Below are 16161 nucleotides of genomic sequence, written 5' to 3' on the forward strand. Positions count from 1 at the left end.
AAACGGAGCAAACAGTCACAAACCAACCAAACAAAAAATCATTGGCACACTATCGAGTTCTCACACAACACACGCACGCTCTCCGCGAAACCGTATCGGCTCCGTTTGAAGCGGCTTGTTCGACATTACTGGAGATCAACACACTGTGTCAATTCACTCGCAATATCGTTTTATTTTTGTCCTTACGTCCCGTTTACCTTGCGGTAACCGTCTGTAGGACGGATTCATACAATAGCCTCATTCGTTTCAAGAATGCAAACTCGGCCAAAAGCACCAGTTCAAACACACAAATGGCCAAACGGTGATTGCTTAGAAATACGCAGCAATAGGCCCACGGGATGTGGTGATCACGTCGATGTCGGTGCCAAAGATCTCGGTCAAGATATCGGCGCGAACAACCTGCTCAGGGGTACCAAACTCGACGATCTTGCCGTCTTTGACAGCACAGATGTAGTCGGCGTAGCGGGCAGCAAAGTTGATGTCGTGCAGGACAACGATGACGGTGCGACCCATCTTCTCGGCAGCATCGTGAAGGTGGCGCATCATGTCCACGGAGTGGGAGATGTCTAGGTTGTTGAGGGGCTCGTCGAGAAGCACATAGTCGGTTTCTTGTGCGAGGACCATTGCGACGTACGCGCGCTGACGTTGACCACCGGAGAGCTGATCGAGGTAGCGGCCCTCGAGTCCGGTGAGACCGAGGAAGTCGATGTAGCGGGAGATGATCTCTTCATCTTCTTCAGTCAAACGCCCCTTGCTGTAGGGGTAACGGCCAAAGCCGACCAGCTGTCGCACGGTTAGCTTGGTAACAAAGTTGTTCTCCTGGCGCAGGATGGAGAGCTCCTTGGCTAGGTCCTTGCCTTTCATGGAGGAAATATCGCGGCCGCCAATACTAACGGAACCGGAGTCCTGGGCAAGCAAGCGCCCAATGATGGTCAGCAGCGTGGACTTACCAGCACCGTTAGGGCCGATGAGAGCGGTCATGCCACCGGCGGGGATCTCCAGATCAATGGGGCCGATGGAGACTTCTTGGCCGTACTCCTTGGCGATAGATGACAGCTTGATCACAGCGTCCCCTTTCTCAGAATGACGGCAAGGAAGACAAGACCACCCACCAACTCGATGATGATGGACACGATGCCTTGAGCGTAGAAAATGTGGTTCATCACGAAATAGGACCCGGTGAGCACAACGAATCCAATCAGGGTGGCCATCGGGAAGATATAACGGTGATCGTAGGTGTCGGCGAACTGGTAAGCCAAAGTGGCCACCAGGAATCCGAGAAAAGTCATGGGCCCGACGAGGGCCGTGGAAATAGCCATGAGCACGCTCACCAGTACGAGCACGTAGATCGCATGCGCGCGGTGGTTGACACCCAGGTTCACGGCCGGTTCACGGCCGAGCGCGAGAACATTGAGCGTCCGCGAATGCACGTAGAGCAACAGCGCAGCGCCCAGCGCGAGAGGAATAGCGAGGGGAAAATACTCCGGGTCGGCGTTATTCACGGAACCGAAAAGGCGCGCTGTCAGCACGTCGAATTCGCTCGGCGCGAGCATGCGCTGCATGAACGTCGAAAGGCTAGCTAGTCCCCCACCGATCACCACGCCGATGAGCAGCATCGCGTGCATGTTGTTCTCACCGGTCAGCAGCCACGAGTACAGCAGCAGCGTGAAGCCCACCATGATGACCAGCTGGAGGATGAACATGTCCAGCGTGCGCGCATTAATCAGCCCGGCCGCGCCAAAGAAGTACACGGTCGATGTGTGAATAGCCACATAGAGCGCTTCAAATCCCATGATGGAGGGTGTGATGATGCGGTTGCCGGTCACCGTGTGAAACGCCACCGTAGCCATGCCTTGACACAGCGCAACCAGCGCCATAACCAGCACAGAGTTCGCGCGCCTTTCAGCAATCAGCCAGTAGCCGCGTGTGCCAAATTCCATCGGATTCTGGTACGCCAGCAGGCCCCACGCACTCGCCGCAGCAATCACAGCGAGCACCGCAAGGATCACCCAATAGCGCTTTTTGCTTGTCGACGTCTGGAACGCCCCCACATTCCTTCCACCTTTTACCTCCATCATGCGCGCACCTTCTTCGCAATCAGGGCCACAAAAACGAACGCGCCGACGATGCCAAGAATCACCGACACTGGCATTTCAAACGGGGCGATAATGGTGCGACCGATGATGTCGCAGATGGTCACCACGGCAACGCCAACGAGGCACACCCATGGAAGGTTTGAGCGTAGGTCATCCCCGCGCACCATGGAGACGAGGTTGGGCACGATGAGCCCCAGGAAGGGCAGCATGCCCACGACCACGGTGACCACACCGGAGGCAATGGCAACAAGACCGACACCGAGCAGCACGATGCGCTCATAGTTCAGGCCAACGTTCACGGCAATGTCTTTACCCAGGCCGGCGATAGTGAGCCGGTCCGCAAAGATGAACACCGCCACCACCACGATGCCCACGGTCCACAGCACTTCATACTGCCCACGGATGATCGAGGTGTACGAGCCCGCAAACCAAATGCCGAGCGACTGGAGCATATCCGTCTTCATGGCAAAGAACGTAGAAATGGAACTAATCACAGCACCCAGCATGATGCCGATGATGGGCACCACCAGGGAAGACTTCAGAGTCACCTTCCTCAAGAAGAGGAAGAAGACCATTGTTCCTATGAAGGCAAAGATCACTGCCACGATCATGCGCACGGTTAGCGATGAATTAGGAATGAAGTACAGCGCCACCAGCAGGCCAAGGCCCGCCCATTCAGTCGTGCCGGTGGTGGTGGGTTCCACGAATTTGTTCTGAGTGAGCAGCTGCATCACCATGCCACTCATAGCCATGGCCATGCCGGACAACACCAGCGCGATGGTGCGTGGCACGCGCGTGATCCAGAACATTTCAGTTCCTTCTTCGCTGCCCAGGATGTCGTACTGCCCCACCATCAAGGACACTGCGAGCAATGCTCCGACAACGGCGATACCCGCCAGCAGCTTCGTATCAAGAAGCCGCGGGCGGGTCGTCGATAAGCGATGCGGCACTAAGCGGCAGCCTCCCACTGATCTGCGAGAGCATTGAGAATCTCGGTGTACGTAATGATCGACTCATTAGTGTACGTGTCTGCCGGAGCGATGTAGATGTGGCCCTCCTTGATGGCGGTCACGTTCTTCAGCGCCTCACTGTCATCCAGAACCTGCTTCGCCGGCGCGGAATCCTCGGTGCGGATCGCGGCATCACGGTCAAGGACGAGCATCCAGTCCGGATTAGCCTCAGCGATAGCCTCCACCGAAATATCATCACCCTTGTGGTCATCGCTGGCATTTGCAACCTCGAGCGCCGGAGTCAGACCCAGCATGTCAAACAGCGGGCCCCACGTACGGCCAACCTTCGGTGCAACGTAGCCGATCTCACCACCGGAGACGTTTACCGCCATGACCTTCCAGTCCTTGTTGTATGCCTCGCGGGCGCGCTCAAGAGCCTTGCTGAAGTCATCGGCCATCTTCTTGGCATCTTCCTCCTTGTCAAAGATCTTGCCCAGCGCGTTGACCTGACGGAGGAACTCCTCATCCAGTGGCTGATCCTTGCGCGGCTCCAAGTCCACGAGAACTGCGTCCGGAACGAGCTTCTCAATCTCCTCGTTGTACTTGGTGAAGCGCTGGCCAGAAACGATCACCTGCGGGTCAGCTGCGACGATGGCCTCCAGGTTCGGCTCGCGGTGGTTGCCGATGTCCACGATGTCCTCATCATCCGCAATTCCCGGAATGGTCTCCGGCACGAGTGCACGAGCAGCCGCAACCGGCTTCACGCCCCACTCATCCAGGATTTCGAAGCTGCGGTTATCCAGCGCGACGACGGACGTCGGGTTTACCGGAACCTCCTTGGTGCCCTCATTGTCCTCAATGGTGACTGTCTTGGCTTCAGCTGCAGCCGTGGTCTCCTGCGCTGTGTTGTTGTCGGTCTGTGCACAGCCAACGAGGGTGAGCGAAGCAGCGGCGAAAAGGGCAACAGCAGCGCGCACCGGACGGCGGCCTGCGAGCCAGGATTTACGGGACATGATACTCCTTGTCCATCAAAAGTTTGGTAAGCGTTGCCTAACCTACCATATGGCCACTGAGAGTCAACACCCGCCCTAATAAATCGCCGACCAGTGGTTAGCTAACTCGTTGAACATCAGCGTGTACGCAGATAGCGTCCCTTGTGGCGGCGTGGAATACGGCGCGATGTAGACATTGCCCTTCTTCACCGCTGGCACATCCTTCATCTTGGGGTCCTTATCCAGCTGCCTGATCGTCGACTGGTAGCTCTCTGCGCTGTGCAGCGGCGACGGCTCACTGACCAAGATCACATCCGGCTTGTCCGCCAACGTCACCGGTTCAAGTCCCACCATCTCCATCACTGGACCGAAGAGCTTTCCGCCATCCTTGTCTAAAGGCAAGATTTTGCCGTCCACGACCTGAACCGCTGCGGCTGTCCAGCTTTTCTTCGCAGCGTTACGGGCGCGTTTGAGGGCGGCCGAGAAGTCGTCGTCAAGCTGCTTGGCTTCTTCTTCCCTACCGAAGATCTTCCCCAGCACCTGCGCCTGGCGCACCACTTCCCAATCCAGCGGCTGCTCCTTCCGCGGGGCAAGATCTACCACCGCTAGCTCGCCGAAATCGGCCGGCGAGTGGGACGTCTTCGCGCCGATCACCACCAGGTCAGGTTCCAGCCGCGCGACCTCCTCCGGCGTCGACCCATAATCCGCGTCCACCCCCAGGTTCTCCAACAGTACGGCGATCCCGGAGTCTAAGGCTACGACTTTTTTCGGCTGGAACGGCACCGTCTTCGTCCCCGTGTTGTCGGTGATCTCCACCGTGCCGCCCAGCCAGCGCGGCTTGGCTATTGTCTGCTCTCCCGCTGCCTCCGCTTCCCCCGCCTCACCGCACGCGCTCATCACCGGCAAACTCACCGCGCACAGCGCGACACAGACCAACCTCTTGCGCCAGATCATCTGCACCGGGGAGCCTTCTTTCACCTAATTCCAAGCGCACGAATCGGCGCGGTCACCCTAATGTCTTAGCACATAGGTAACCGAGGCTTTCTCCCCCGGGCTACTCACTTGAGGGGGCGGTTTTCCTTAACAAAGCGCCTTGCCTCTTGGCCATCACGGGTGGCCTCATTGCGGAACACGCTAAACCCCGAACCTTAGAACCCGAAAGTTGGCCCTTTTCATGCGAGGTTCGGGTTCTAGGGTTCGGGTTCTACGGCTGAAGCTAGGCCAGACATGGAAAAACCCCGGCCACATGAGCCGGGGAAATCCCACTAAGTGGAGATGCCGGGAATTGAACCCGGGTCCTTCGCCACTGCACCAGGGCTTCTCCGTGCGCAGTTCGCACAGGATCTCTGCTTGACCCTCCGGATCAGACGAACATGTCCGGATGATGGGCCCAGTCAGTGAAAGAAGTCCCCTCCAAGCACCTCACTGACACGGTGAGAGGGCAAGCTCCCTAGTCGATGCCAGGGTCCGGGGCGGGAGCAGGCCCGGCCTGACAGACACGCGGTCGCTACTTAGGCAGCGAGGGCGTAGTCACGCTGAGAGTTCTTCTCTGCGTTTATGAAGTGCTGCGACGCTTCAGTCGGTGGTCTCCAGCCTGCACCGGCACGCTTCCCCTGGATTGGTCAGCGAAGTCGAAACCAAGTCATCCCCTTGATTTAGACGTCCTGCGCGGTAAGAATACCGTGCAGGAAGATCAAGGTTACTACGCCAGGCCGGATGGGGCAACGCGCAGGAATTCGACGGTTGCGCCGGGGCCAGCATCGACGGCGAGGCGGACGGCGCGCGCGACGTTGGTGGCGTCCATCTTCGGGCGGTCGCCGAACTGCGGACCAGCCAACATGTCCGTATCCGTGCGTCCCGGGTGGATGGAGGTGACACGCACAGCGCCCTTCTCTTCCAGCGCCAGGGAGTCAGTGAAGCCCTTCAGCGCGAACTTCGACGCGCAGTACGCGGTGTGCTCAGGCACGCCATGGAATCCGGCACCAGAGTTAATCGCGATGATCAAACCATTCGAGCGGCGCAGCGCTGGCAGCAGCTCGCGGGTCAGAATGACCGGGGCAAGGAGGTTGAGGTCGAGGGTTTCGCGCCAGATGTCGTCGTCAAGCTCCTCGAAAGGCCCCTTGTGCAGCACACCCGCATTGAGCACAAGGACATCTAGCTCCTCGATGCCACGCGCGGCCGCACGGATCGCGGCGGGATCGCGCAGATCAACCTCGAAAGGCTCGGCGCTGGGCAGCTTTTCGACGACCCCCGCCGCATCCTGCGACGCCCCCGCAATCACGTGGTGATCCTTGCCCAACTCTTCCGCGATCGCGCGGCCAATTCCGCGGGTTGCGCCGGTGATGAGTGCCTTTTTCATGCCTTGATCCCCTTGAATTTCCGGCCAAGATCGCGCGCAATTTCACGGTCTTCCGTGCGGCGCTTGATGGCTTGGCGCTTGTCGTAGTCCTGTTTACCTTGGGCAAGCCCCAGTTCGACCTTGGCTAAACCGTCCTTGAGGTAGAGCTTGAGCGGCACGAGGGTCTTGTTGCCGTCGCGGATCTTGCCTTCAAGCGAGGCGATTTCGCGGCGGTGCATGAGCAGCTTACGGGTACGGCGCGGCGAGTGGTTCGTCCACGAGCCCATCGAGTATTCGGGGATGTGGAGGTTGCGGAGCCAGACCTCGCCGTCGTCGATAGTTGCGTAGGCCTCAACGAGTGAGGCCTTGCCATCGCGCAGGGACTTGATCTCCGTGCCCTGGAGGACGATCCCGGTCTCATAGGTATCCAGGATCGTGTAATCGTGCCGCGCCTTGCGGTTTGCGGCGATCACGCCTGCGCCGGGGTTTTTCTTCTTCTTAGCCATAAGTTACTTACGAACGTAGGAGCGCAGCGCCACTTGCGCAACCAGCCCGGACACCACCAGGGCAGCCAGGCCCACCAGTGGCATGACAGTCCACACCGCGGAATCTGGCAGCTTGGCCACGAGCAGGTTCTCATACACCGTGCCAAGCATCGGGTCGACCAGCTGGGACTTGGTGAGCCACACGCCGAGCGTGGCCACCACAGCACCGATGAACACGGAGGCCACTGCCTCCAGAATGAACGGCGCCTGGGTGAACCAGCGGGTGGCGCCCACCATGCGCATAATCGAAATTTCCTCGCGGCGGTTGTAGGCCGCCAGCTGCACCATGTTGGAGATGAGGAAGATCGCCGCCAGCGCCTGGGTCGCAGCCACAATGAAGGTCGCGTTGCGGAAGGAATCCATGGAATCAGCCACGCCGCGGACGTCGCTCGCTTGGTCCGCGATGAAGGTGACCTGTGGCTTGTCACGGATCTTCTCAATCGGCGCGGTATCCGTCGGATCCGCCAGACGCACGTGCAGTGCCGCCGGCATGGAATCGCGGGACGTCTCCTGCACCAGCACCGGGTCGGACTCGCGGAACAGCTCGGCGAAACGCTCGTAGGACTGCTCGCGGTTGCGAAAGGTCACCGATTCCACGCGGTCATCGGCTTGCAGCGCGTCGCGGATTTCGGCACAGCTTTTCGACGTGCAGTCTTTGTCCGACGCCGAAATCTCCTCATCCAGCTCCACCATCACTTCGACGCGGTCCAGGTACAGCGCCTTGGTCTCGCTCGTCACCTGGGAAATCAAAATGCCCGCACCGACGAGTGCCAGGGACAACGTGGTGGTGATGATCAGCGCGATAGTCATGGTCAAGTTGCGTCCGAGACCACGGAATCCTTCGCGGAAAATGAAATTCCAGTTCATAGTTATGCTCCCCTAGCTTCCGTGGACGCCGTAAACGCCGTTGTGGTCATCGCGGACGAGCTTGCCCAGGTGCAGCTCAATCACGCGCTTGCGCATGTCATTGACGGCGCGGGCATTGTGGGTGGACATCACCACTGTGGTGCCCATGCGGTTGATGCGGGCGAGCAGCGCCATGATGTCGTCTGCGGTGGAGGGATCAAGGTTGCCCGTCGGCTCGTCCGCAAGCAACAGCGGCGGACGGTCCACGAAGGCACGAGCAACAGCAACACGCTGCTGCTCACCACCGGAGAGCTCATTGGGCATGCGGTTCGCCTTCGCATCCAAGCCCACGATCTCCAGTGCTTCCGGCACGAGTTTGTTGATCTTGGACTTCGGCTTCCCAATCACTTCCAGGGCAAACGCCACATTGTCATACACGCTGAGTTTGGGCAGCAGACGGAAATCCTGGAACACGTAGCCGATGGACTGGCGGAGCTTGTTCACTTCCTTGCCCTTCAACTCATTCACATGGAAGTCGTTGAAGTAAATATCGCCGCTCGTCACGTTTTCCTCACGGATCATCAACTGCAAAAACGAGGATTTGCCCGACCCAGACGGCCCAATAAGGAAGACGAATTCGCCGTTTTCAATGGTCAGCGACACATCATCCAAAGCCGGACGCGTTGACGTCGGATATGTCTTAGTTACATGAGAAAAGGTGATCACCCCAGCCACCTTACCCGTTACGTAAGCAACCAATGAAACAGAAGGGGCAAATGTAAACAAAGAGTCATGCGCGCTCAACGCGAGACCCCTAAGATCAATCCCAAACCTGTTACCCGCGTCACATTAAGGCTCTATAGTGGCTACACAAAAGGAGGGACCCTTGACCGCTTTCACGTACCAACCCTGGCACCCGCTTCACGCCACCATCACCGGCACGCGCATCACCGACCCACAACGCGAGCTAGACAGTGCAGGGTTCCTCGCCGAAGTAGAGGCACTCGCCCAGCAGCTTATCCGCGCAGGCGTTAAGCCCGGCGACGTCGTTGCCACGTTCCTGCCCAACCGCATTGAGCTCCTGACCACCATGTGTGCTGCATGGCGCATTCGCGCATCCGTCACCCCGATGAACCCCACCTTCGCCGTACCCGAGTCCGCCTATCAGATCCAGGACGCGCATGTGAAGCTCGTGGTCACCACTGATGAGTTCGCTGCCCGCAGCCCGGAGGACTACTTCCCCGGCGCGACAGTGCTCGCGCTCAAAGACCTTGTTACTGATGCTCCCGCCACCGATCTGCCTGAACCACCGACGGGCGAGGACATTGCCCTGATCATTTACACCTCCGGCTCAACGGGCCGTCCAAAAGGTGTATTGCTCAGCCACAACAACCTGGATGCGATGACCAGTAGCATTTGCGAGGGCTTTGGCATGGACAGCAGCTTCCACGCGCTCATGCCCCTCCCACTGTTCCATTGCAATGCGATTCTGGTCAGCTTCCTCGCCCCGTTTAGTCGTGGGGGTCGCGTGACCATCCTGGAGCGCTTCGAACCAGTCGCTTTCGTCCAAGCCGTGGCGCAACACCGTCCCACGTATTTCTCCGCGGTGCCCGCCATCTTTGCCTACCTGCTCCAGCTTCCCGACGATGCCGGCGCCGACTTCTCCAGCGTCACGTTCGCCGTATGCGGTGCTGCACCCGCCTCGATCCAACTGATCGAGGCCTTTGAGAAGAAATACGGTGTAAAGATCCGGGGCGCCTACGGCCTCACCGAAGGAACCGTCGGCTCTACTGCCGTGCGACTGGAGGACACCCCACCGTCCGGCACCGTCGGCCGCGCACTCCCCGGACAGGAGGTGCGGATCTCTGACGGCAAGGGCGGGTTCCTCCCCACCGGCGAATCCGGCGAGGTTGTTATCAAGGGGCCCAACGTCATGGTGGGCTACCTCAACCGGCCGGAAGAAACCGCTAAGACAATCGTCGATGGCTGGCTGCACACGGGCGATGTGGGCTACTTGGATGAGAACGGCTTCCTCTTCCTCGTTGACCGCATCAAAGACATGATCATCCGTGGCGGAGAAAACCTCTACCCGTCTGAAATCGAGGCCGCCCTGAATACACACGAGGCGGTTGTTGAATCCGCAGTGGTGGGTCTCCCCCATGAGGTACTCGGCGAAGTCCCCGTGGCGTACGTCTCCAACGCAAACCCAGACTCAGTCGACCCTGAGGCCCTGCTAGACCACATCCGCCCGCAGCTGGCCAAGGTCAAGTGGCCAGTACACATCACCGCGCTCCAGGATCTGCCGCGCAATCCGGTGGGCAAGGTGGATAAACCTCAACTTCGGGAGATGGCCAAGGAACACTTCCTCAAGCAAGGCGACTAGAAAACTTCAGCCGAACACGGTGGCAGAGAACACTCCATACGAGTGTCCTGCCACCGTGTCGTTGCATTCAATGCAATTCTCTCGCTTCTGTTTCAGCACATTGAAGCTAGCTTTTGTACCCCCGGCACAAAAACCGCTGATTTCTTTAGCCAAACAAACATTGCCACCAATATCGCAGCAACCCTACGGTAATGCCTCAATCCTGTAATCCACGTCACACAAACAATTCTCATATGTGGAAGACCGGGGCGAGTGCCCAGGTTCACAACAGGATCTTGGACAGAAGCAATCGAAAGGAGAGACTGGTGGCCTGGTCTACACCCGACCTCATCGACACACCGTATGAGGAATACAAGAAACTAAGCCTGACCGAACGTCTGCGAATCTCGAGTGCGAGCCTCGCAGAGATCGGTCTCGGCTCGCCGAGGAACGCAACGATCTTCTATCTCGTCAAGTGCACTGCCTACGTCCTTATCGGTTTGGCAGTCTCTACCTTATTCGCGGGAGTGGGCAATCCCCTCAATGTCAGCAACTGGTGGGCTGAGCCGATCGTCTACCAAAAGTTCCTGATGTTCGCGATCCTTTGGGAGCTTTGTGGCCTAGGAGCTAGCTCTGGACCGGCGGGATTCCACTATGTACCGAAGTTTGGGGCCAACAAGTATTGGTCCAAGGTCGGCGTAATCAAGCGCCCTCCTTTCGCTGGCCGCTTGCCAGGTCAAGGCGGAGACACCCGCTCGCTCCTGGATGTGGTGCTCTACTACACACTGATCGCTTCTCTGATTGTCGCGATCGTGTTCCCTCCGACTAACCATAACTACGTCGCGGACTACATTCCGGGCGCAGAGGGTGGAATGTTGCCAAACTGGTGTTTTCTTGTTCCGATCCTGCTGATCTTGGCAATCGGCTACCGCTGCCAGCATCTCTTCCTGGGGATGCGCAATGATCAGTACTTCTTGGCGCTGCTCTTCGCCGTTGTTCTCAACCCGCACGATTACATCATTGGTGTGAAGATGATCATCATCCTCGTCTGGATGGGCGCTGGTGTTTCCAAGTTCGGTCGCCACTTCGAGTACGTCGTTCCGGTCATGATGGCCAACGCTCCGTACATGCTCAGCAAGCGCATCAGCCGGTTGTTCTTCCGCAAGCATCCACATGATCTGCAGCCTTCCAAGTTGTCCCTCGCTATGGCGCACGGACTGGGCACCGTGGTCGAGCTCATTTGTCCGCTGGTCCTTCTCCTGTCCGGCAACGCCGTGGCAGCAGGCATCGCCGCCTTCGTGATCATCGGCATGCACGTCGTCATCGTCTTGTCGATGCCGATCGCTGTACCTCTCGAGTGGAATATCCACTACATCCTGCTGACCGTATTCATCTTCTTCGGATTCCCGGCGTGGGAAGGCTTCGGCATCGGAGACATCAGCAGCGTAGGCGCAGGCGCATTCATTTTCTTCTGTGTTCTGGTCGGCCCTGTCGTGGGCAACCTCAAGCCAGAATGGATCTCCTTCCTGATCAGCATGCGCCAGTACGCAGGAAACTGGGCATGCACGGTGTGGGCTTTCTCTCCGGAAGGAATCGAGAAGATGTACAAAGACTACCCCGGCGCCATCCCGCCACCGGAGGAGATCATCAAGGCCGGCTTTGGTGAAGAGGCCAAGTTCAAGCTCATGGACAAGGTGCTCTCCTGGCGCGCCATGCACTCCCAGGGACGCGGCCTTCTCTCCGTGCTCAAGCGTGAGCTCGGCTCGAATATTGACGGCTATCACCTGCGCGAAGGTGAATACATGTCCGCGTGGCTGCTTGGATGGAACTTCGGCGAAGGCCACTTCCACGGCCCAACTATGTGGCCCTCCGTGCAAAAGCATCTCCAGTTCGAGCCAGGCGAGTGCGTTGTCGCTTTCGTTGAGTCCCAGCCGATTCACAAGAAAACACAGCGTTACATGGTCTACGACATGGCACTCGGTGTACTGGAGACCGGTTCTTGGAAGGTCAAGGACTGCATCGCTGAGCAGCCATGGCTGCCAAACGGCCCGATCCCGGTTAATCCGGATGCGGAGTTCGAAGGCCGCAAGTTCCTGCACGAGCGCATCGCACTCTACACTCGGGACGCACAAGAACCGGTCGTTCCGCAGAGCTAAATAACCACTCTCCCCCATACGCCACCGGCGACGTGGGGGAACCCTATTTATCGTGAGGAGCACAATCATGAAAGCAGCAGTTGTCGGTAGCGGACCGAACGGGCTCGCTGCGGGAATCACTCTCGCTAAGAGTGGATACGACGTGACGGTCTACGAGTCGGCTCCTACTCCTGGCGGTGGCATGCGCAGCAACGACGACCTCCGTACCGGTGTTATTCATGACATGTGCTCCGCTGTACACCCAATGTCAGTAGTCAGCCCCTTCTTTCGGGACACTGATCTTTCCAAGCACGGCCTGGCCTTCGCCTACCCAGAAGTCGACCTCGCTCACCCACTCGATGGCGGTCGTGCTGGAGTACTGTACAAAGACATTGATCGGACTGCTAACCGCATGGGAGCAGACGGAAAACTATGGAAGGCTACCTTCGGCCCCATGGCGAAAAGCTTTGACAAAATCGCCACTTCTGTTTTCGGCCCGATTATTGATATTCCGAGGCACCCGCTACCGTTCGCCTACTTCGGTCTGAATTCTGCATTGCCGGCAGTACTGTCGGCAAAGAGATGGAGGTCCGATGAAGCACAAGCGCTCTACATGGGTGTGGCTGCCCATATCTTGACCCGCTTGGACACCCCTATGAGCTCCGCGGTGGGTACGTTGCTCACGGCAGCGGCTCATAAAGCGGGTTGGCCGGTTGCTGAAGGCGGAAGCGGGGCTATTGCTGCAGCTATGGTCGCCGAGCTGGAAGCCCACGGTGGTCGCGTTGTGTGTGACCACAAGGTGAACTCACTTAAGGAGCTCGGGGATGTGAACGCAGTCATGCTCGACGTCAGCCCTTCCATTGCTCTGGAGATCTGCGGAGATGCCCTCCCTGCACGCCAGAAGCGGGCTTACCGCAACTATCGCCATGGAATGGGTGCATTCAAGGTCGACTTTGTCATCCGCGGTGATGTCCCATGGACCAACTCGGAAGCCCGTAAAGCGGGCACAGTACACGTTGGAGGCACCGCTGCTGAGGTTGCGCGAGCAGAGAAAGCAGCCACCGCGGGAGGGTTGTCTGACCGCCCGTTCGTTCTCGTCGGTCAGCAGTATCTAGCCGATACAACTCGTAGTGACGGTGAGTACCACCCTCTTTGGGCCTACGCCCACGTCCCCGCAGGGTATGCCGGTGATGCAACCCAGGCGATCATCGAACACATCGAGCGGTTCGCTCCAGGTTTCCGCGACACCATCGTCGATTCGGTCAGCTATTCAACTCAGGAAGTCGAGGGTTACAACGCTAACTACATCGGTGGGGACATCATCGGTGGGGCCTCGGACATGATTCAGTTGCTCGCCCGGCCAATCCTCTCTATGGACCCTTACTTCACTGGAATTGATGGTGTCTATCTCTGCTCTGCGTCGACTCCTCCTGGTGCTGGTGTTCACGGTATGAGTGGCTGGCAGGCTGCAACCCGAGCAATCAAGAGCAATCAAGGTTAAGGCGGACATCGGTGGTCAACTCATCACAGCGGTTGGAGAGCGAGCAGTTTAAGCTCCTCAGCCAGCGGGTTTCCGAAAACGTCGAGGAGCTCATTTCTACTGTCACGCAATACATCGAAGACACGATCTTCGTCGATATTTCCCCGGCGCTCCACGCAGACCTCTACGCCAGCGTCCATGCCAATATCTCTAACCTAGTACTGCTGCTGCAAGGCAAGCTTGAGCTGGAGGCTGTTCACCACATTCCTCTACCTGAAGGGGTCGTCCGATTTGCACGGTCATGCGCACGCCACGGCTATTCGGTCACCACCCTCACTCTTGCGTACCACCAAGGCCAAAACTCGATTGAGCGAGCGGTCTTGGTGATGATCCAAGAACAGTTTGCCGAGCAAGAGTCTGCGTCCTCGGTAACTGACCACTTCGAGCTGCTCGAAGAAGCGATGCATCTGTGCCACGAATTCCTGCTCATCGTGCAGGGAAAAGTGGTGGAGCTTTATAACGAAGAGTTGGAGCTTCTCTCGCTCCCTGGCAATACTGCGACACTGGAAATGGTCAGCTCGATCCTCACTGCCCCTGAGTCTGCGCCGTCAGATGGCGAGGTGGAGAACTACTCTCTAAACGGGCGACATATCGCCGGCGTGCTATGGACTGATCCACAGGAAACGCTTCCGGCCAAAACATCGGTGGAGCTTGCCCAACGCATTGCCCGTTTCCTCGGATCCAAGCTAGATCCATTGATTGTCTTTCCTCGCCCAGGCGAAATGTGGTTATGGGTCAAGAACCCAGCCCAAGGAGTCGCACCGACGTGGGCAAACCCATTGGGACAGCTTTCAGATATCTTGCCGGAAGACACTAAGCTCGCATTCGGCCCTTCTGCCTCTGGGGTGAGCGGTTTCGCTTATTCACATTCCCACGCGCTGCGATTCCAGCAGCTCGCACTCAAAGCCGCATGTAGTGTCCCGCAAGTGATCGATTACACCGTGCCCGGCGCGACGGTCGCCGCTGCCTTTGTCGAGCAAGTAGATGTCGCGTCTAATTTCGTCCGACTCACGCTTGGCGAGTTGGCTCTGCGCGATCCGAACAGTGCAATTCTCCGGCAAAGCGCCCGGATGTTCCTGCTTCACGGGACTGACGAGGCTGCCCGTCTTTTACACACTCACCCGAACACAGTTAAATACCGCAACAAGCGTTTCCGCGATATTTTGGACCGCGACTCTTTGCGCTCCTCAGATATCCAACTCGCACTCGATCTGACGTACTGGTACGGAGAATCCGTACTGTGGTCGTCTCTCTATGCCTAGCCCTGCTGCTTCGCCATCCGCCAGCGAATCCCGGCCTCGAGGAATCCGTCCAGGTCCCCGTCGAGCACCTTCTGCGGGTCGTTGACCTCGTAGTTCGTGCGTAGGTCTTTGACCATTTGGTACGGGTGCAGAACATAGGAGCGCATCTGGTTACCCCAGCTGGCGTTGCCACCGGCGCCGAGCGCATCCATTTCGGCCTTCTCTTCTTGGCGCTTCTTTTCCAGCAGTTTGGACTGCAGGACGTTGAGTGCGGAGGCCTTGTTCTGGATTTGGGATTTCTCGTTCTGGCAGGTCACCACGATGCCGGTGGGGATGTGCGTGATGCGCACGGCGGAGTCGGTGGTGTTCACCGACTGGCCGCCGGGGCCGGAGGAGCGGTACACGTCAACGCGGATATCGGAGTCCGGGATGTCAATGTGGTCCACTTGCTCCACCACCGGCAGGACCTCCACCTCAGCGAAGGATGTTTGGCGGCGCCCCTGGTTATCAAAGGGAGAGATACGCACGAGGCGGTGTGCGCCCTGTTCGACGGAAAGCTGGCCGTACATGTAATCGCCATGGACGACGAAGGTCGCGGATTTAATGCCTGCTTCCTCGGCATAAGAAATGTCGTAGAGATCGACCTTGTGCCCGTGCTTGTCCGCCCAGCGCGTGTACATGCGCATGAGCATCTCCGCCCAATCAGCCGCATCCACGCCACCCGCGCCGGAGCGGATGTGCACCACGGCCTCGCGCTCGTCGTATTCGCCCGAAAGCATGGTGGTCACTTCCAGGCTGTCGATGGCGGCAGAGAGCTGCTCCAGTTCATCGTCCGCAAGCGATGCGTCGCCTTCTTCTTCGGCGAGTTCGTACATGACCGGGAGGTCGTCGATACGCTGGCGCAGATCACGCACCTTCCGCAATCGTGCCTGCACAGCGGAGAGTTCGGTGGTGATTTTCTGCGCGTGATCCGGGTCGTCCCACAAGCTCGGGTCGGCGGCTTGGTCTTCGAGTTCGCGCGCGCGTGATTCCATCTCCTCGAGGTCCATGACCTTCTCAATCGTGGTCAGCGTGGAGTTCAAGGAGTCAATGCGTGCGGAAGTCTCGGGCTGCATA

At 58.3% G+C, this 16161-nt stretch carries 14 protein-coding genes and 1 other RNA gene; 4 read left to right on the forward strand and 11 right to left on the reverse strand.

All coding sequences use genetic code 11. From position 1 onward, the window contains the following. Positions 1-309: 309 nt before the first annotated feature. The 10 genes from QP968_RS08750 to ftsE form a co-directional block, all read right to left on the reverse strand. Positions 310-1065: an iron ABC transporter ATP-binding protein gene (locus tag QP968_RS08750; protein WP_284856026.1), complete on the reverse strand. Its 756-nt coding sequence runs from the start codon at positions 1063-1065 to the stop codon at positions 310-312. Continuing rightward, entirely contained in the window at positions 1062-2078 is a 1017-nt protein-coding gene (locus QP968_RS08755) for an iron chelate uptake ABC transporter family permease subunit (RefSeq protein WP_284856027.1), read from the reverse strand. Before QP968_RS08755 ends, QP968_RS08750 begins: the two co-directional genes overlap by 4 nt. Then, on the reverse strand, positions 2075-3046 hold the full coding sequence (locus tag QP968_RS08760) for an ABC transporter permease (RefSeq protein ID WP_034665403.1): 972 nt from the start codon (positions 3044-3046) through the stop codon (positions 2075-2077). Before QP968_RS08760 ends, QP968_RS08755 begins: the two co-directional genes overlap by 4 nt. Further along, on the reverse strand, positions 3046-4059 hold the full coding sequence (locus tag QP968_RS08765) for a siderophore ABC transporter substrate-binding protein (RefSeq protein WP_284856028.1): 1014 nt from the start codon (positions 4057-4059) through the stop codon (positions 3046-3048). The genes QP968_RS08760 and QP968_RS08765 overlap by 1 nt, the downstream gene beginning before the upstream one ends. 75 nt (positions 4060-4134) lie before the next feature. Next, entirely contained in the window at positions 4135-5016 is an 882-nt protein-coding gene (locus QP968_RS08770; protein ID WP_284856029.1) for an ABC transporter substrate-binding protein, read from the reverse strand. 289 nt (positions 5017-5305) lie between these two features. After that, positions 5306-5688, reverse strand: a transfer-messenger RNA (tmRNA) gene (ssrA, locus tag QP968_RS08775). Between the two features lie 52 nt (positions 5689-5740). Continuing rightward, complete coding sequence (locus QP968_RS08780; RefSeq protein ID WP_284856030.1) at positions 5741-6397, reverse strand: SDR family oxidoreductase; 657 nt, start codon at positions 6395-6397, stop codon at positions 5741-5743. Beyond that, positions 6394-6882 (reverse strand): SsrA-binding protein SmpB, encoded by a 489-nt coding sequence (gene smpB, locus QP968_RS08785; RefSeq protein WP_284856031.1) that lies wholly within the window; start codon positions 6880-6882, stop codon positions 6394-6396. The genes QP968_RS08780 and smpB overlap by 4 nt, the downstream gene beginning before the upstream one ends. A 3-nt stretch (positions 6883-6885) precedes the next feature. Beyond that, a complete protein-coding gene (ftsX, locus tag QP968_RS08790; protein ID WP_284856032.1) occupies positions 6886-7788 on the reverse strand; it encodes a permease-like cell division protein FtsX in 903 nt (300 codons plus the stop codon). A gap of 12 nt (positions 7789-7800) precedes the next feature. Further along, positions 7801-8493 carry a cell division ATP-binding protein FtsE gene (gene ftsE, locus QP968_RS08795; RefSeq protein ID WP_284856033.1) on the reverse strand — a complete coding sequence of 231 codons (693 nt, stop codon included), beginning with the start codon at positions 8491-8493 and terminating at the stop codon, positions 7801-7803. A 160-nt stretch (positions 8494-8653) separates the two neighbouring features. Here ftsE and QP968_RS08800 point away from each other — a divergent pair, with 160 nt between their 5' ends. The 4 genes from QP968_RS08800 to QP968_RS08815 all read left to right on the forward strand — a co-directional run bounded on the left by QP968_RS08800 (position 8654) and on the right by QP968_RS08815 (position 15066). Beyond that, entirely contained in the window at positions 8654-10150 is a 1497-nt protein-coding gene (locus QP968_RS08800; protein ID WP_284856034.1) for a class I adenylate-forming enzyme family protein, read from the forward strand. A 305-nt stretch (positions 10151-10455) separates the two neighbouring features. Beyond that, complete coding sequence (locus QP968_RS08805; protein ID WP_284856035.1) at positions 10456-12285, forward strand: DUF3556 domain-containing protein; 1830 nt, start codon at positions 10456-10458, stop codon at positions 12283-12285. 64 nt (positions 12286-12349) lie between these two features. Beyond that, positions 12350-13765, forward strand: a complete 1416-nt coding sequence (locus QP968_RS08810; RefSeq protein ID WP_284856091.1) for a phytoene desaturase family protein — start codon at positions 12350-12352, stop codon at positions 13763-13765. Positions 13766-13776: 11 nt separating this feature from the next. Further along, entirely contained in the window at positions 13777-15066 is a 1290-nt protein-coding gene (locus QP968_RS08815; protein WP_284856036.1) for a helix-turn-helix domain-containing protein, read from the forward strand. On the opposite strand, the gene prfB is transcribed toward QP968_RS08815, so the two are convergent. Then, positions 15063-16160 (reverse strand): peptide chain release factor 2, encoded by a 1098-nt coding sequence (prfB, locus tag QP968_RS08820; protein ID WP_284856037.1) that lies wholly within the window; start codon positions 16158-16160, stop codon positions 15063-15065. The two genes, QP968_RS08815 and prfB, sit on opposite strands and share 4 nt — an antisense overlap. Position 16161: the final 1 nt, after the last annotated feature.

The organism is Corynebacterium sp. MSK041 (assembly GCF_030232265.1).
Classification (GTDB): domain Bacteria; phylum Actinomycetota; class Actinomycetes; order Mycobacteriales; family Mycobacteriaceae; genus Corynebacterium.